The organism is Variovorax sp. Soil_C_33 (genome assembly GCF_057656935.1).
Map to the genome: position 1 here is coordinate 295,263 of NZ_JBDGJK010000005.1, position 14,796 is coordinate 310,058.

Here is a 14,796-nt window from a genome sequence, read left to right on the forward strand (position 1 = left end):
GCCTTGATTAGGCAGACCAGTCGGCCGACAGCATTCCCGCACTCGACACCGGCGTGGGGCCTCGAGAAATCAAGCACTTACAGCTTGGCGCATCGGATTTATGTCGCCAGCCGGGCGACACAAAGTTGGTACTTCCCGAGCACCGACAAAATCTTGGCACTTCCCGGCCCCACATGCCTCATCGTCTTGGGGACGTCGAGCTGGCAGCTGCGCGGCTGCTAGCTTCGCGCGTGCCTCGTGTGCGCGCGGCACCGGGCCGCCGAGCGGGTCAGGGAACGACTCTCGGTCGCGTCAAGCTTTCAAATCTTGTCGTTCTTCGCTGGCGCGAGCCACTCTCGAGTCGCCTCCGGCTTGCAGGCGATCGAGCAGGCTCATTGCCTTGCACCTGAGCTTTTTCGAGCGGCGTTGCCCTCCTCCTTTCCCCCTCTCAAACCGAGCTCACTGAGACGGCGACCAAATCTCGCTTGGCGCCGACGTGCACACGGACGGCAAACTGGCGGGCGGCGCTGAGCGACGAGACGACGACGCGAGCGCGTTAGGCGAAATTAGTTCTCAGGGCCACCCCGCGGGACGACAGGCCCATCAACCTGGATCGTCTTCAATGTCTCGAATGTCGCCGTCCGTCAGTTCGATATCCCAGCTGTCGAGTCCCGGCAACACTTCGACGTTAGACCAGCTGGTAGCCGCGTAGATGTCCGGGACGAGCGAGGACCGAGACTCGAAGTCGATGAGCCGGTCGGAGAAGCCGCCGGGGCCGGACACGTACGCGGCGAGCGCCGCGGCGATCACCGCTGCGCCCAGCGGGCACCCTAGCGAGCCAGTTTGCTCTGGCGAGCCGCGGGGGAAGTCTGCCCAGCCGCGTTCATTTGATTCGCTTCATGAAATAGATCCACCGCACAGTCAAAACAAGGAAAAGGCCCGCTCTCAGGCAGTCGACGAATTCGGCCTGTTCGAACCAGGCGACCAGGAGCGCGCAGCAAATGTATTGGGTCACGACGCCGGCAATCCGACCGCCAGCGGAGCCTGGATAGCTCGACCTCACCGCATCGCCGCCCCTGACTGAAGATGAGACCAAGAAACAGGACGAAGATCTTGAGCATGGCCGCATGGTGGCGGCGGCTACTGACAGCGTGGTGTCAGGAAGAGTTGCGCGACCGGCGGGTTGGGCACGTCCCCTGGCCGGCCAGCCAAGACGACTCGCAAAATCGTATACCGGCGGATTCGACGTCCGGTACCTCCGCGATTCGACACCTTTCGCCGACGAAACCTTCGCACGAAACTCTGGGGTCGCAACGCACCCGTCCCCGCCTGTGTTCCGTTCGAACAGCCCCCGAGGGAAGTTGCTACAAAAGGGCGGCTCCGCTAATCTCCTCCGCTTTTCGGGCTCAGTCCCACCATTCAACATGTTGCCGAAAGATCTAGAGCTCCAAGCCTTCGAACACCTCCAGGTCTACCTCCAGGAGCGCCTTCCTGGGTGCAGCCTGCGCTCGACCATGAACAAGGGCCGCGGAACAGGCAACCCCGACCTCGCTGATGCCGTCCTAGCGCACGAGGGCCGCACGTATCACATCGAAATCAAGGCCAGTTCCAACAAGGTCGACCACAACATTCGCTTCGCTCATCAAACTGTGACGAAGGCGATCGGCAAAGATCTGATCATCGCCCTCATCTCCGATCTCGGAACAGGCAGTCCTAGCTTCGAATTCTTCAGGCTGTCGGACGTGGCGCAGAGCTTGCGCATAGAGCCGCGCTTCCTGATAGCAGCAAAGGAGACCAGGAGCAAGAGGCAGCCCCTAGAGTTGCTACTGACGACGCCAGATGCAGCGCTGGACGTATCGAACTTGTTGAACAGTCCAGTACGAATGTATGTAAACGATCCGACGCCGCTCAGCATCGATGCAACCGAAGGCGCCGACAGCGCTCCCGACCAGGTGGACGCACCCGATCGGACCCATCATGATCACCCGCTGTGGTCGCCCTATGCCAGCGGTACCGACACAGACGGCGACCCATACCCGCCTTGGCTCAGGTATCCCAACCTGCCCAGAACGTCAATGGGATGGCGAATGGGGGAGGGCGAAACGTATGCAGAGGAGTTTGATGGCTGGCTAACGCGGCAGCCAACGGGTGTGCTTCAGGTCTATCAAGCCAAGTACCCCGCCCCTCTTGATTGGGCAGAAATCTGGCCGAGGAACGAGGCGTAAGCGGGCAGCTGGCCGAGAGCAAGGTAGGGGACGCAAGACCGCAGGCCGTACAGCCAAAGCCTGGGCTGCTGCTCGACGAAATGGCGCACACCGTGTGCCTGGCGAGCGCCGACTTGCCGCCGATGTGCAGGCCGGGAATGGATCGCCGAGAATCCGACCGGCCGCACCCGCGGACGCTCATCGGGCCGAGGCGCGACCGCCTGGCGGTGCACTACGCGCCAGACGCCGCGCACTTGCCCACAAGTTCAAACGAAAATCATTGCGGAGATTGTCAATGGCAGAGTCCCCGAAAAGAATCACTAGCTCTCAAGACCTACAGGGCATAGAGCCGCGGCAATATATTTTAGATCTGCTCCTCCGAATAAGTCTTGAGCGACCTTTCTGGAATGGAGTGATGAATGAAGAGATTAAGAAAGAAATTGAGAAATGGATTGAACCGGGGCTTTGCTCAGGCAATTTTCTAGGTTGGCAACAGACTCTAGACAGTCTTGCCGAGCAGGTGAGGAAAATCAGAAACCTGCCTACACCCTCAGCAGTGACCGTCCTAGAAAAAATCAACTTGATCCGTTCGAGAGGCTTGGAAATTCCGAAGTTTCCTTATTCTTATATGCCCCCCGGGCTAGGCGTCGAAGATGCCAATATTCCGAGAGAAGAGCGAGCGGGAATCCCTGCTCCCACAGAAGTCACGGGATGGCTTCGGCTGGTAGATTCTAGATACCTGGAAGCCGCATCCCAGCCAAATTGGTTGAAATAGCAACTCTCAACTAGCTATCCGAGGAGAATTGAGTCATATGCGTATCCAAAATTATATCGAGCCAAGTTGTTCAACGTTAGTTTGGCATTTTCATCAAGATTTGGAAATTCACCTCTGATCTTTGCAAATGCCGCTTTCGTCGCATCCATGAAATGCTTGGGCAGACGCTCGTCGGCAAGATTGTCGAAGATATCCTCGTGCCCGAAATGCCTTTTTAGGTAATCACGCGCGCGCTGAAGTTTTCTCTGCCAAGAGTACGCGTAGGCGTCTTCCAAGTCATCTTCCATAGGAACGGACGGCTGTATTATCGCCGTCCCATGCGCGAGTACGTTCCGCAGAAGAACCAAAACCTCCAGGGACTCGATCAACTCGCCGCCGACGACATCTTTCAGACTTTTCCTGACGTAAAAACCGAAGTTTTCTCGGAGTTTTTCCCACCCCCCTTGGAACTCCATATCCAAGGAGAATTTTTCCAGAAGACTTTCCGCCCTTGTGGCTGTTCTGCCTTCAAGTTTTCTGCGTTCAATGTTCCCGCGGATCTCCTTCCGGAGCTGACTTGTAATGCAACTCCGAAGCGCACCCTCAGCGATGGATGCATTGAGTACCAGCAATGCGAAACTAGTCTTGTATGAGGAATACGAGTCAGCACTCGAAACTTTTCTGAGCTCAAGGTGTTGTATTGCAAGCACTTCATACGAGACCAGCAATGACGTTGCGACTTCGAGCCCTTTGTATGTCGTTCCTGTCACCTTGAGTTCCTTTCGCCAACAGAGGAAGATTGGTCATCCGAAAAACGTACTCGTCCTATGACTAGTGTTGTTTCCTGGAGGGTACAGGATCCATCATCCGCGCCACAGCGCTCACCTGCGCTGCGCCGGCGCGGAAGTAGCCTGTCACGACGTCCATGCTGCGGTGGCCGGTCATGGCCATGGTTTCCTGCAGCGGCATGTTCTGCCGCCCGGCCTCGGTGACGAAGCCCGACCGCAGCGAGTGGGCCGAGAAGTCGTCGCCCACGCCGGCGAGCGAGCAGCGCGCCTTAACGATGTCCCGAATGGCAGTGCCGGTGAGGGCGTCTTCGCCCAGGCTCCCGGCCTTGTTGATCCGGCGGAAGAGGGGGCCTGAGGTGATCCCGCTGGCCTTCAGCCAGGCTTCCATCGCTTCCGCGGCCATGCCCACCACCGGCTTCACATCCTCGGGCTTCACTTTGCCGGTGTGGTTCGTCTTGGAGTTGGCCAGCGTGTAGAGGTAGCCGCCTTCATCGATGCGGCGCAGGTTCTCGAACACGGCCTCCGAGACCTCTGATCGCCGGCGGCCGCCAGATGACCAGGCGAACAGGAGGAGGGCGCGATCACGCTTGCCCTTGAGCGAGTCGTCACAGGTGTCCAGCACAGCCTCGAGCGGCTCCTTGGTCAGCGCGCGCTGCTTGTGGGGAGTGGCGTTGCGCTTGGCGTAGGCCTTGCGGGTCTTGCTCAGGAGCGCCTTCACCGCGGAGTCGGTACAGGGATTGGGCTGCTTGGCGAGGTGGTGGGCCATCGACAGGACCGAGATCCGGTGCATCAGCGTGTTCAGCGCCGGCGCGCCGGGCTTGCCCTTGAAGCCTCCCTCGACCAGCGCTGCATCGATCTCTGGCGGCAGCTGGGACACCAGGCCGATCCTGGACGGCCAGGATGTGGTCGAAGAGTGCCGGCAAATCCAGCCACTTGAAGACCGTCCCCCTCAGGCGGCCGTAGTACAAGTTGTAGCCGTCGATGTAGACAGCGGTTTTCTTCTTTTCCACGGCAGCTCTCACGATTCGTCCGGGCATGAAAAAACCGCCCTAGGGCGGTTTTTTCTTCCTAAGCTGACGTCAACTTAACGACGCCCTCAAAGGAGGAGTGGTGTCGATATTGTAAGCGCAACCAATGCACTCGGCAACACGGCCCCAGGCCACGGCCCCAACGCCGAGCGTTCCCTGGTTTTTCTGACCTGGGATTACGCCCCTCCCGGTGCTCGAGTTCGGCCGCCAACGTCGTCGACCAGGCTGACAGGGGCAGGACCCCCGGTGCACCTTGCCGATACGGCTCTACACTGCACGTCACCGAGCCCTCATCAATCTGGCGAGGGCGATGGTCTCTTGCCTCATCGAACCGCCGTCTTTCGTGGCGGCTTGTCCGGACTGCGCACGGCCAAGGCGCCGGCGAGCAGCCCCCGTGTATCCTCGTGCGATTGCTTTTCTTCACCGAGCTGCCGCTCGAGATCTTCCAGGCGCTGCTGCAGCGCTGAGGCTTGCGCCTGGGCCTGCGCCAGCAGGCTGGCCTGATCGGCGAGGCGATCTCGAAGCTCGCGTTCGAGTTGCTGCGCGGCCTGCTGCGTTTCGCGCAGCATCCGACGTCCGGCCTCCAGCGTCTGGGCTGCGGCTTCCTCGCTCTGGATGCGCTGTTGCTGCTCCCTCGCAAACCCGCTCTCGGCTTGCTTGGCCGACTGGCGCGCGCGGTCGACGTCTTCGAGCATGCGCTTTTCCTGCCCCGCATGCCGCTCCTCGGCGCGGCGCAGGTCCTGATCGCGCGCGGCCATCGCCCCGGCGTGCTCCCGACGCATCCGCTCCTGGGTGTCGCCGGCCTGAGAGAGTAGGGCGGTCAGCCGCTTGATTTCTTCGTCCAGGCCGATGCGCACCCTGTGTGCCTCGAGGGCGTGCTCCTTGAGTTGTTGCTCCAGCGTCTCACGAGCGTGCTGTGAGGAGGCCAGCGCCGCATCCAGGCTCACCCGCGCGTGCGCGAAGGCCTCTTCGCGCTGCGCGTGCGCTGCCTGGGCCTCGGCCAGCGCGTCCTCGCGGGCCTGCAGCTCCGCGCGCACCGACTCCAGCTCGCCGCGCTGAACTTCCTCGGCCTCGCGCCGCGCCGTCTCCCAGAGAAGCCGCGCGGCATTGCGCACGCCCGCCGGCATACTGTCCGGATCGTTGCCGGCTGGACGGCCAGGGGTCGAACCTGCCGTGGATCCGACCAGCCGTTCTCCAAGCGTTGCAAACCATCGCTCGAGCATGGGGCTCACGGTATTGGGTGAGCCGCGCCCGATCTTCAGCCGCACCCGCTCGATAGTGGGCCGCTTTCCTTCGGCCAGCAGCCCATCCGCGGCCTCGAACACGTCGGTTTCCTGGATGCCACGACTCCTAACTTCGGCGATCTGGTTCATATCGATCCTTTCCGACTTTAAATGGCGGCGAACTTTGGCCAGCTTGGCCGCCCTCTTCCCTGCTATATTTAGTCTCGATAAGGGATAGTTTTCGGGACCTATCGCGCAGTGGAGGAGGGCAGGGGGAGCGGCGTGACGTAGTCAGGCGCGTGTATATACTCCTTGTATATACAAAAGGAAGTTCGATGACCTACGCCCGAGTTTTCCAGTCCGGCAACAGCCAGGCTGTGCGCTTGCCGAAAGAGTTTCGATTGACATCCGAGCAGGTGGAGATCTTTCGCCAAGGCAACGACATCGTTCTGCGTGAGCGGCCCGCGAGCGCAACCGCCATCTTTGACGCCCTCGTCGGAATGCCTGCCGACTTCATGGCTGAGGGCCGCGGCGATAGCGCTCCCCAAGAGCGGGAGTCGTTCTGAATGGCCGTTCGCTACCTTCTCGACACCAACATCTGCATCTACATCGCCAAGCACAATCCGGCCACCGTTCGAGCGCGCTTTGAGCATCTGAGCGCCGACGTCCTCGCCATGTCAGTCATTACGTTGGCCGAACTGCAGCACGACGCCGAAAAGAGCCAAGCTCGTTCCAAGGCGCTGGCTGCGCTGCAGCAACTGCAAAGCGTCATTCAGGTCGAACCACTCACAGAGGCCGTAGGCCAGCACTACGGCCAGATCCGCAGCACCCTCGAGCGCAAAGGCCAGCCCATGGGCAACAACGATCTCTGGATCGCCGCTCACGCCCGTGCCGAAGGCTGGGTGCTGGTCACCAACAATGCGCGTGAGTTCAGCCGCGTCGAGGATCTGGCGGTCGAGAACTGGGTCTGATGCGCCTCCGAAATCAGCCGAAGATTTCGGACATACAATCTATCTAATGTCCAATATTTTGGACATGGTGCGCTACGCTCTGTCGGGGCCGCGAGCTGGGGGTATTCAGGGGTGTGCGCCCGACCAGCAGATCTATTAAAATGTCAAAAATATCCGACACCTTCGCGCTTATGAATCTCACCCAAATAGGCCAGGCAGTGCGAGCCCGCAGGGAGACGTTGGGGCTCACGCAGGCGCAGCTTGCGCAACTGAGTGGTTTGTCGCGCCAGACGCTGGTCGGGCTGGAGAATGGCGCGCTGAGCGACCTGGGCTTCCAGCGAGTCGCCCAAGTGCTTTCGGTATTGGGCTTGGACGTATCCGAGCCAACAACAGCGGCGCGGGAGAAGAAACGCGGCCTTTGGATGGCGGCCAAAACGGCCAGTGTCAGCTACTCCAGCGAGCTGGCGCCTGAAATCCTAGGCCACGCACTTGCGAGCGGCGATGTTCCCGAACCCTTCGTGGCCCACCTGACTCACCTGTTGGATGAAGCGCCATTGCCGATCATCGTGATGGCAGTCGAAGAAGCAGCTTCTCGTGAACACGTCCTGCCTCGACAGGTCTGGCGCAACGTGGCGAAGCTCGCGAAGTCGCTGGCGGTGTACCGCCAAGGCCTGCCGGTGTGATGACGAAGAGACTTCCTTCAGGTGCGTGGGAGATACTGTTCCCGCGGGCGTTGGCGCTCATCGACGACATTCAAAAGCATGGGGGGCTCACCGACCCGTTCTGGACACTCGGCGGTGGCACGGTCCTGATGTTCCGATACGAGCATCGTCTCAGCAAGGACATCGACATTTTTGTTCCCGACCCGCAGTACCTCGGTTTCGTGACTCCTCGTCTAAGCGATACGGCCGCTGAACTAACGAACGACTATACGGAGCTGCCAGGCTCGTTTGTGAAGCTTCAGTTCGAGGAGGGCGAGATCGACTTCGTCGCCGCACCGAATCTTCTCGCCCAGGCCTGGGAAACCTGGGAGATTGCAGGACGCAACATCAGGGTTGAAACGGCGGCCGAAATCATCGCAAAGAAGATGTATCACCGGGGTGATCGTGCCACTGCGCGTGACCTTTTCGATCTCTCGCTGGTGATCGAACGAGAGCCGCAACAGTTGAGGAGAGCGGCCCCATTCCTTCTGCGCCACAGGAAGACTTTCCTTGACCAACTTGCGCAGCCTAGGCCCGGTTTGACTGCGGGTTTCGAGGCAATGGCCAAGCTCTCATACCGTCCGACATTTGGCCACTGCGTTTCGGTGGCGCGTGAATTTTTGACGAGCCTCCAAGATTGAGACTCTTCCCACCGGCGGGGGCACGAAAAGCTCAAAGAGCACCCGACCAAACTGCGTGGGTGCCGCGGCCGTCGTCAATCGAATCGCGGGTCGACCGAAAGATGCTGGCCTTGTCGCTGTAAACGCCGCAGGGTTGCCGTGCTGCTTAAGGCAGGCCCACGTGGCTTCGAAGTACGCAACGGCCGATTCAGTTGCCCTCGCTTGCGCAAAACCAAGCTGGCAACCCCTTCGTCCTGTACCGCTGGACCAGACGCTCGAGCGAGCCATCGACTGAGCCCCAGCCGCTGCGCGCGCCCTGACCGACGCGCGTCATCCGATCCACCACGGCCTGGATGGTCTTGAGGCGATCGGCTTCGCGCATCGACATGGTGATAGTTGCCGCTGGAGTTGCCATCGCTGTGCCTCGAATCCAGGAGCTGGACCGGGCAACGATGCGACATTTCTATTTCGGCCAAATGCGACATTACTAAATCGCTCCTACATTGCAAAGATATACAATATACCTTATGTTAAATTAGCAATCAAAATACCCACCGACTCACTGCTCGCCGAACTCACCGCGAAGAATGGCAGCAATGTCTTGACGCTCACCCAGCAGACGGACGACGTCGAGATGATCATCCGCTTCAAAGTAGAACCACTGCACGGGAAAGCCCGTGACGTGCCATGCGCGGAGCCGCGGTATGTCACATAATTTCCCGAGCCGCGGCGGTCCCATAGCCGGCATGCGCTGAATCGGCTCCAGTGCAGCCAGGGCTGCGTCGAAGAATCGCTCGCCAAGTGCACGATCGCCCTCCCGTACGTAGTACTGAGCGATTTCGACAAGATCTTGCTCCGCCAGCGGCCTTAGCTTCGCGCGCTTCAACGCGAGCTTCCCAACGCTCGTTCTTTCAACTCAGCAGCGACCTTTCGAGTGACCAAGCGCCCCTTTCCCGACTCGAGCCCCTCTTTGATCAGTTCACGCAGCTGCTTCTTGGCCTGATCCTCCTGATCCTTGCGAATCAATTCCCGAAGGTATTCGCTCGTGTTCCCATAAGCACCAGAGCGCACCCGCTGATCAACGTAACTGCGCAAGGCCTCAGGAAGCGCGAAGCTCATAGTGTTGGTGCTCATGGGGCAGATCTTGGCCTCACTATCAATAGTTGTCAAACCATCAGCCAGGCGGGAGCATCTATCAGACAAGTAGCCGTGTGAATTGGCGAGCCTCAGCGGGAGCACAAACGCGCGTCTCTGTCGGCGGCGTCCAACATGGCCTTGTTGCTCAAGCCGTCAAGTCCCGAGTTCAGGCCGCCCTTGCCTCTATAGACGGGAAGGCGTACGGGTTTCCATTGCGTCGGGCGTGAGTGCAGACGCAGTTGTAGCCCCTCTTCAATCAATCGCGCCAGACTCGTGCGCTGTTGCGCAGCCAACGTCTTGGCTTCGGCCAGCAATGTGTCGTCGAGGTTCAGCGTGATCTTCATGGCCGGTCAGACGATAGGAAGTGAGTACGGATTTCTGTATCGTAGGGGCTCGAGTTGGACCACGCCATCCACTGTTTGGCTGAGTCTTGCAAGATTGATTATGTTAAATATGTCTACCGGCATCGCCGCGCTGCCCACGTCGGCCGTAGCGATGCGTCCATTCGACCTAGCCGTTCTTCGCGACGAAGGTCGATACTGCAGTCGACTTGGGCTGCCGCCGCTCGCGGGTTTGGAAGGCGCCCTCTTCCGCCGCATTCGCAAGGGGGGCATCTCGGGGAGCCACTGGCGCCAGCGGCCGTGCGCGACATCGTGAAGGAGCGATGCGCGTTGGCGGGGGTGGAGGGAAAGTTTTCTGCGCACTCGCTCAGGGCCGGGTTCGTGACGGAGGCGAGCCGACAGAACATGTCGCTGCCCGAGACGATGGCCATGACCGGGCATCACAGCGTCGCGACCGTGATGGGCTACTTCCGCGCCGAGAGCGCGCTGGGCAGCAAAGTCAGCCGGATGCTCGATGAGGATTGAGCGGTAACCCAGCGTCTAAGTCCTGCCCGCCCCGTAAGCCCTGCTGACACGCCGTCGCGCACCAGAAACTTGTACATGATGGTAATATACAATCCATGATTGACCTGAGCGGCATTGCCGGGTTCGACTGGGATGAGGGCAACGCCCGCAAGAACGAAAAGCATGGTGTTTCCATGGCCGAAGCCGAGCAAGTCTTCTTCAACGCACCCTTGCTGCTTTTGGAAGATTCCGCCCACAGCCGTCAGGAACCCCGACTCCACGCCTTGGGCAAGACCGACGACGCACGCACACTGCACATCACGTTCACGCTGCGCCGATCGGGCCGATTAATCCGCGTCATTTCAGCCCGGGACATGCATCGTAAGGAGCGCGCCATCTATGAACAAGCCGACTAAAGCCATCCCGAAGTTCGCCACCGAAGCGCAAGAGCGAGCGTACTGGGAAAAGCATGACTCCACGGACTACCTTGACTGGTCGAAAGCCCAGAAGGTCACACTGCCCAACTTGAAGCCCACCACCAAGACGATCTCGCTGCGCTTGCCGCAGCACCTGCTGGACTCGATCAAGGTCGCGGCGCACGCCCGCGATGTGCCTTACCAGTCGCTGATCAAGGTCTGGTTGCAAGAAAAACTGCACACTCACTGAGCAGCCTACGCTCCAGGATCCGAAGCAGTTCCTGTTCTTCACCAGGACACCCGCCGGCATCCGCGCGGGCAAGGAGTTCCTGCAGCGATTGAAGGAACGCTCCGAAAACAGGGATCAGGAAATCACGATTGCTGGGGCGCTAAGAAGCCCGCGGACCTATCAAAGGTCCATCTCCCTGTCCTCGTCGCGAACGGCGACAGCGATCGCATGGTCCCGAGCCAGAACACGCACGACCTGGCGCAGCGCCTTCCGAACAGTGAACTTATTATTTATCCCGATTCTGGACACGGCGCGGTGTTTCAGTTCCACGCCGACTTTGTGCCAAAGGCGCTCGAATTCCTTGCTCGTTAAAGATAGCTCGCAACAAATCAGCCTCATTCGCTCCTCCGAGCGGCCATGTCGCCCCTCATCGAGCCGGCGTTTCGAGCGGAACCAGAATGGCGCTGCCTGATGCAACAAGCTGCTCCTCACCGTCTTCAGCTGCGCGAAGAGTTCTGCTGTAGCGAATGCTTGTCTGCGCCCTGCCTTCACGACGCGCCCCCCGAACCGAGAAATGCCGCCCAACAGGGGGAGCAAGGCAGTTGACCGAGAGATGCGATGCCAGTACAGGGCCAACCACGCTAACCGCGGCAAAGCCGCATGCGGTATCTAGAAGGCCCGCGATCAGTCCGGCGTGAAGAAACCCCGAGTACTGACCCATGTCTTCACTTCGCCATGCCAAGCGCAGCTCCGCCTCACCCTCGGCAGCGGTTGCCACCTCGAGCTGCGAGCGCGGCAAAAACCGCCGCACGCGCCTTCCTACCCAAAGGAGTGCACTTAGTTTCCACCCCCCGCCTACCGCGCGACCCTATCTTCGTACCGCTGGACGCGTTTGAGGCTCGAGCCATAGGTACTCGGGTGAACTCCGTTTGATCACGTATAGATTGAGCAGGTACTTGCAGAGAAGTAGCGCGAACTCAGGGCATTGATTGCTACGAGGAGCTGCCGACTTTGTTGCGCTAGCGCGCAAGCGCCCGCATTTCGGAGATGAGATCGGCCTTGGAATGCCCAGTGGCAGCGGGCTTTCGGGACGGCGGCGGAGTACGTTGCGCTGCCCTCCACGCAAGCAGTGCCGCTCCCGGTGCATCTGGGCTTTGCCGAGGGCGCATGCCTCGGCATCCCGGCCTCTACCGCCATGCAGGCCGTGCGGCTGGCACAGTGCGGGGACGGAATGCGCGTCCTGATTCCTGGCGGAGCTGGTTCCGTCGGCCACTATGCAATCCAGCTGGCCAAGCTCCGCGGCGCCGAGGTCATCACCACCGTCAGCTCCGCTCGGAAGGCGGAGCATGCGGCAAATGGCGGCGCGGACCACGTCATCAACTACCGCGAAAACGATGTTGGCGAGTGCGTGCAGGCAATCACCGGAGGCGCGGGCGTCGACGTAGTGCTCGAGGTCGATCTCACCAACAACGCGATCGCCTATCCCCGGATCCTGCGGCCGGGCGCCCGCGTCGTCGTCTACGGCACCTCGGTGTTGGAGGCGCTCCTGCCCAGCGTCGCCCTCATGCAGAAGAGCATAGGCCTGCAGTTCTTCATGATTTACAACATCCCCGCGCGCGACCGGCAGGAGTGTCTGTCCGAACTTGGGCGACTGCTCGAGCAAAACCGACTGCGGCACACCATCGCACTAAGCCTGCCCCTGGAGCAAACCGCGCAAGCCCATGACTTGCTAGAACAAGGCGAGGTGATCGGCAACGTCGTCTTGGCCATTGCCTGAGATTTGCCGATCGCTTCTTGCGTTCCCCAAGGCCCGGAAGGCGCGACGTGCAGCCGCTTCATCCGCCGAACCACTTGGCCGGCACGGTGACAAGCTGCGGGAACAGCACCATCAGGAACAGGATCGCGAACTCGGCCGCCATGAAGGGCAGCACGCCCCGGGTCACCTCGTCCATCTTCATGCGCCCGACACCGGCCACGACGTTGAGCACGGTTCCGACAGGCGGCGTGACCAGGCCGATCGAGTTGTTGATGATGAAGAGCACGCCGAAGTACACCGGGTCGATGCCGGCTTGCTTGATTACGGGCATCAGCACCGGCGTCAAGATCAGGATGGTCGGCGTCATGTCCATCGCCGTGCCGACGATCATGCACAGCACCATGATCGCGATCAACAGCATCGTCTTGTTGCCCATGAAGGGCTCGAGCAGGCCGATCACCTTGCCCGGCAGATCCGCCACCGTGATCAGCCATGCCGACACCAGCGCGGCGGCCACCAGGAACATGATGACGGCCGTGGTCTTGGCGGCACTCACGAACACGGCGTAGAGCTGGCTGAGCTTGAGCTCGCGGTACACCACCGTGGCGACGAAGAAGGCGTAGACCGCCGCCACCACGGCCGCCTCGGTCGGCGTGAATACGCCGAAGCGCAGTCCCACCAGGATGATCACCGGCAGCATCAGGGCCCAGGTCGCCTGGCGCAGCGCCGTCCAGATCTCGCGTGCCGATTTGCGCGGCGGCGGCACGATCTTTTCCTTGCGCACCAGGAACATCCAGGTCAGCCAGAGCGAGGCGCCGATCAGGATGCCTGGGAAGATGCCGGCCAGGAACAGCTTGGAGATCGACACGTTGGCCGCGACGCCGAAGATCACGAAGGCGATCGATGGCGGGATCACCGGCCCGATGACGCCCGAGGCCGCGATGAGTCCACCGCATCGCGCCTTGTCGTGGCCGGCCGCCACCATCATCGGCAGCAGCAGCGCCGTGAGCGCGGCCGCATCCGCCACCGCCGACCCCGACAGGGCCGACAGCAGGATGGCCGCGAGGATCGCCACGTAGCCCAGCCCGCCCCTGATGTGGCCCACGAGGGCCAGCGCGACATCGATGATGCGCTTGGACAGGCCGCCCACGTTCATGATCTCGCCGGCCAGCATGAAGAAAGGCACGGCCAGCAGCGGGAAGCTGTCAGCGCCGTTGACCACGTTCTGCGCCAGGATCTGGGCGTCGAACAGGTCTAGGTGCCACATCAGCGCCACGCCGGTGGCCAGGAGGGCGAAGGCGATCGGGATGCCCAGCGCCATGGTGCCGATCAGCGCGCCGAGGAAGATGGCGACGGTCATGGCCTGCTCCTGACCTGCTCGCTGGCGGCAGGCGCCGACTCCGCGTTCTGTCGCGCCAGCTGCGCCTGGAGTTCTTCGAGCTCGGCGGCCTCTTCCGATTCCTTGACCATCACGAGCTCGTCGTCGCGCAATTGCCCGCTCAAGGTGCGCCACAGCTCGCGCAGCAGCAGCACGCCTGCCGACACCGCGAAGACGATGCCCGCCATATAGAAGATGCCGACGGAGGTGCCGGTCACCGGCGCCTCGACCTCCCAGTTGATCCTGACCTGCGCCAGGCTGCCGGAGAAGAGCAGCCAGGTGATGTACAGCATCAGCAGCTGGCCCAGGACCAGGCAGACTTTCTTCCCGGCCACCGGCAGACGTGATACGAGCATGTCGCTGCCGAGGTGCGCGTGCTCCTTCAGCGCGACGATGGCGCCCAGGAACACCAGCCAGACGAACAGCCAGCGCGACACCTCTTCCGACACGGTGATGCCCGTGTTGAACGCATAGCGCAGCACCACGTTGCCGAACACCAGCACCACCATGATCGCGAGCGCCAGCGCGACCAGCGCATCGAGCAGCTTGCAATAGCCATTGATCAGTCGGTTCATCGACGTCCCCTCATGGCGCGCCGTGCGCGCCCGGTTTCACTCAAAATTGAGCAGCACCTTCATCGCCTGCGAGCGATCGGCCGCCAGCGCAAAGGCGCGCGCCGAGTCGCGGTAGGACAAGGTCGCCGAGATCAGCGGCTTCACGTCGACCAGCCCCTTGTTGAGCAGCTCCACCGCCACCGCGAACTCCTCGTGGAAGCGGAAGGCCCCGCG

The 14,796-nt window shown here is 61.1% G+C and carries 19 protein-coding genes and 3 pseudogenes; 11 read left to right on the plus strand and 11 right to left on the minus strand.

Annotated elements, in window-relative coordinates:
- Window positions 1-582: 582 nt before the first annotated feature.
- The gene (locus AC3A6B_RS10695; RefSeq protein ID WP_487836683.1) at window positions 583-789 is read right to left on the minus strand and encodes a hypothetical protein; all 207 of its coding nucleotides are present in this window, start codon (window positions 787-789) and stop codon (window positions 583-585) included.
- 704 nt (window positions 790-1,493) lie between these two features.
- Between AC3A6B_RS10695 and AC3A6B_RS10700 the strand changes: the two genes are divergently transcribed.
- Together AC3A6B_RS10700 and AC3A6B_RS10705 are read left to right on the plus strand one after the other, a co-directional pair.
- Window positions 1,494-2,204 (plus strand): hypothetical protein, encoded by a 711-nt coding sequence (locus AC3A6B_RS10700; RefSeq protein ID WP_487836684.1) that lies wholly within the window; start codon window positions 1,494-1,496, stop codon window positions 2,202-2,204.
- A gap of 394 nt (window positions 2,205-2,598) precedes the next feature.
- The gene (locus AC3A6B_RS10705; RefSeq protein ID WP_487836685.1) at window positions 2,599-2,958 is read left to right on the plus strand and encodes a hypothetical protein; all 360 of its coding nucleotides are present in this window, start codon (window positions 2,599-2,601) and stop codon (window positions 2,956-2,958) included.
- 14 nt (window positions 2,959-2,972) lie between these two features.
- Here the strand turns inward: AC3A6B_RS10705 and AC3A6B_RS10710 are convergent, their stop codons facing one another.
- From AC3A6B_RS10710 to AC3A6B_RS10720, 3 genes are all read right to left on the minus strand, one after another.
- Window positions 2,973-3,707, minus strand: a complete 735-nt coding sequence (locus AC3A6B_RS10710; protein ID WP_487836686.1) for a hypothetical protein — start codon at window positions 3,705-3,707, stop codon at window positions 2,973-2,975.
- Window positions 3,708-3,768: 61 nt separating this feature from the next.
- Window positions 3,769-4,602 (minus strand): site-specific integrase, encoded by an 834-nt coding sequence (locus tag AC3A6B_RS10715; protein WP_487836687.1) that lies wholly within the window; start codon window positions 4,600-4,602, stop codon window positions 3,769-3,771.
- Window positions 4,603-5,076: 474 nt separating this feature from the next.
- A complete protein-coding gene (locus AC3A6B_RS10720; RefSeq protein ID WP_487836688.1) occupies window positions 5,077-6,126 on the minus strand; it encodes a DNA-binding protein in 1,050 nt (349 codons plus the stop codon).
- A gap of 185 nt (window positions 6,127-6,311) precedes the next feature.
- On the opposite strand from AC3A6B_RS10720, the gene AC3A6B_RS10725 reads away from it, so the two are divergent.
- From AC3A6B_RS10725 to AC3A6B_RS10740, 4 genes are all read left to right on the plus strand, one after another.
- Window positions 6,312-6,542, plus strand: a complete 231-nt coding sequence (locus tag AC3A6B_RS10725) for an antitoxin (protein WP_487836689.1) — start codon at window positions 6,312-6,314, stop codon at window positions 6,540-6,542.
- Window positions 6,543-6,947, plus strand: coding sequence for a type II toxin-antitoxin system tRNA(fMet)-specific endonuclease VapC (vapC, locus tag AC3A6B_RS10730; RefSeq protein ID WP_487836690.1), 405 nt, complete (start codon window positions 6,543-6,545; stop codon window positions 6,945-6,947).
- A gap of 170 nt (window positions 6,948-7,117) precedes the next feature.
- Complete coding sequence (locus tag AC3A6B_RS10735; protein WP_487836691.1) at window positions 7,118-7,609, plus strand: helix-turn-helix domain-containing protein; 492 nt, start codon at window positions 7,118-7,120, stop codon at window positions 7,607-7,609.
- Window positions 7,609-8,268, plus strand: a complete 660-nt coding sequence (locus AC3A6B_RS10740) for a nucleotidyl transferase AbiEii/AbiGii toxin family protein (RefSeq protein WP_487836692.1) — start codon at window positions 7,609-7,611, stop codon at window positions 8,266-8,268. The genes AC3A6B_RS10735 and AC3A6B_RS10740 overlap by 1 nt, the downstream gene beginning before the upstream one ends.
- A 187-nt stretch (window positions 8,269-8,455) precedes the next feature.
- Here the strand turns inward: AC3A6B_RS10740 and AC3A6B_RS10745 are convergent, their stop codons facing one another.
- The 4 genes from AC3A6B_RS10745 to AC3A6B_RS10760 form a co-directional block, all read right to left on the minus strand.
- Complete coding sequence (locus tag AC3A6B_RS10745) at window positions 8,456-8,635, minus strand: hypothetical protein (RefSeq protein WP_487836693.1); 180 nt, start codon at window positions 8,633-8,635, stop codon at window positions 8,456-8,458.
- Window positions 8,636-8,806: 171 nt separating this feature from the next.
- Window positions 8,807-9,133, minus strand: a complete 327-nt coding sequence (locus tag AC3A6B_RS10750) for a type II toxin-antitoxin system RelE/ParE family toxin (protein WP_487836694.1) — start codon at window positions 9,131-9,133, stop codon at window positions 8,807-8,809.
- On the minus strand, window positions 9,130-9,381 hold the full coding sequence (locus AC3A6B_RS10755; protein ID WP_487836695.1) for a type II toxin-antitoxin system ParD family antitoxin: 252 nt from the start codon (window positions 9,379-9,381) through the stop codon (window positions 9,130-9,132). The genes AC3A6B_RS10750 and AC3A6B_RS10755 overlap by 4 nt, the downstream gene beginning before the upstream one ends.
- A 92-nt stretch (window positions 9,382-9,473) precedes the next feature.
- Complete coding sequence (locus AC3A6B_RS10760) at window positions 9,474-9,728, minus strand: DUF6364 family protein (RefSeq protein ID WP_487836696.1); 255 nt, start codon at window positions 9,726-9,728, stop codon at window positions 9,474-9,476.
- Window positions 9,729-9,960: 232 nt separating this feature from the next.
- On the opposite strand from AC3A6B_RS10760, the pseudogene AC3A6B_RS10765 reads away from it, so the two are divergent.
- The 5 genes and pseudogenes from AC3A6B_RS10765 to AC3A6B_RS10785 form a co-directional block, all read left to right on the plus strand.
- Window positions 9,961-10,250 (plus strand): annotated as a pseudogene (locus tag AC3A6B_RS10765) (tyrosine-type recombinase/integrase); the annotation flags it as partial.
- Window positions 10,251-10,345: 95 nt separating this feature from the next.
- Complete coding sequence (locus tag AC3A6B_RS10770) at window positions 10,346-10,645, plus strand: BrnT family toxin (protein WP_487836697.1); 300 nt, start codon at window positions 10,346-10,348, stop codon at window positions 10,643-10,645.
- Window positions 10,629-10,895: a BrnA antitoxin family protein gene (locus tag AC3A6B_RS10775; RefSeq protein ID WP_487836698.1), complete on the plus strand. Its 267-nt coding sequence runs from the start codon at window positions 10,629-10,631 to the stop codon at window positions 10,893-10,895. The genes AC3A6B_RS10770 and AC3A6B_RS10775 overlap by 17 nt, the downstream gene beginning before the upstream one ends.
- Window positions 10,896-10,902: 7 nt before the next feature.
- A pseudogene (locus AC3A6B_RS10780) lies at window positions 10,903-11,246 on the plus strand (alpha/beta fold hydrolase); the annotation flags it as partial.
- A gap of 769 nt (window positions 11,247-12,015) precedes the next feature.
- Window positions 12,016-12,651: a zinc-binding dehydrogenase gene (locus AC3A6B_RS10785; protein WP_487836699.1), complete on the plus strand. Its 636-nt coding sequence runs from the start codon at window positions 12,016-12,018 to the stop codon at window positions 12,649-12,651.
- A 58-nt stretch (window positions 12,652-12,709) separates the two neighbouring features.
- Here the strand turns inward: AC3A6B_RS10785 and AC3A6B_RS10790 are convergent, their stop codons facing one another.
- From AC3A6B_RS10790 to AC3A6B_RS10800, 3 genes and pseudogenes are all read right to left on the minus strand, one after another.
- Window positions 12,710-13,990, minus strand: a complete 1,281-nt coding sequence (locus AC3A6B_RS10790) for a TRAP transporter large permease subunit (protein ID WP_487836700.1) — start codon at window positions 13,988-13,990, stop codon at window positions 12,710-12,712.
- The gene (locus tag AC3A6B_RS10795) at window positions 13,987-14,583 is read right to left on the minus strand and encodes a TRAP transporter small permease (RefSeq protein WP_487836701.1); all 597 of its coding nucleotides are present in this window, start codon (window positions 14,581-14,583) and stop codon (window positions 13,987-13,989) included. The genes AC3A6B_RS10790 and AC3A6B_RS10795 overlap by 4 nt, the downstream gene beginning before the upstream one ends.
- Before the next feature lie 36 nt (window positions 14,584-14,619).
- Window positions 14,620-14,796, minus strand: a pseudogene (locus tag AC3A6B_RS10800) (L-idonate 5-dehydrogenase); the annotation flags it as partial.

What these genes read in the sequence shown, in the direction of transcription:
- AC3A6B_RS10705 (WP_487836685.1), top strand. Translation starts at nt 2,599, where the DNA reads ATGAATGAAGAGATTAAGAAAGAAATTGAGAAATGGATTGAACCGGGG.
- vapC (WP_487836690.1), top strand. Translation starts at nt 6,543, where the DNA reads ATGGCCGTTCGCTACCTTCTCGACACCAACATCTGCATCTACATCGCC.
- AC3A6B_RS10770 (WP_487836697.1), top strand. Translation starts at nt 10,346, where the DNA reads ATGATTGACCTGAGCGGCATTGCCGGGTTCGACTGGGATGAGGGCAAC.
- AC3A6B_RS10760 (WP_487836696.1), bottom strand. Translation starts at nt 9,728, where the DNA reads ATGAAGATCACGCTGAACCTCGACGACACATTGCTGGCCGAAGCCAAG.
- AC3A6B_RS10725 (WP_487836689.1), top strand. Translation starts at nt 6,312, where the DNA reads ATGACCTACGCCCGAGTTTTCCAGTCCGGCAACAGCCAGGCTGTGCGC.
- AC3A6B_RS10745 (WP_487836693.1), bottom strand. Translation starts at nt 8,635, where the DNA reads ATGTCGATGCGCGAAGCCGATCGCCTCAAGACCATCCAGGCCGTGGTG.
- AC3A6B_RS10790 (WP_487836700.1), bottom strand. Translation starts at nt 13,990, where the DNA reads ATGACCGTCGCCATCTTCCTCGGCGCGCTGATCGGCACCATGGCGCTG.
- AC3A6B_RS10740 (WP_487836692.1), top strand. Translation starts at nt 7,609, where the DNA reads ATGACGAAGAGACTTCCTTCAGGTGCGTGGGAGATACTGTTCCCGCGG.
- AC3A6B_RS10795 (WP_487836701.1), bottom strand. Translation starts at nt 14,583, where the DNA reads ATGAACCGACTGATCAATGGCTATTGCAAGCTGCTCGATGCGCTGGTC.
- AC3A6B_RS10775 (WP_487836698.1), top strand. Translation starts at nt 10,629, where the DNA reads ATGAACAAGCCGACTAAAGCCATCCCGAAGTTCGCCACCGAAGCGCAA.
- AC3A6B_RS10720 (WP_487836688.1), bottom strand. Translation starts at nt 6,126, where the DNA reads ATGAACCAGATCGCCGAAGTTAGGAGTCGTGGCATCCAGGAAACCGAC.
- AC3A6B_RS10735 (WP_487836691.1), top strand. Translation starts at nt 7,118, where the DNA reads ATGAATCTCACCCAAATAGGCCAGGCAGTGCGAGCCCGCAGGGAGACG.
- AC3A6B_RS10700 (WP_487836684.1), top strand. Translation starts at nt 1,494, where the DNA reads ATGAACAAGGGCCGCGGAACAGGCAACCCCGACCTCGCTGATGCCGTC.
- AC3A6B_RS10755 (WP_487836695.1), bottom strand. Translation starts at nt 9,381, where the DNA reads ATGAGCACCAACACTATGAGCTTCGCGCTTCCTGAGGCCTTGCGCAGT.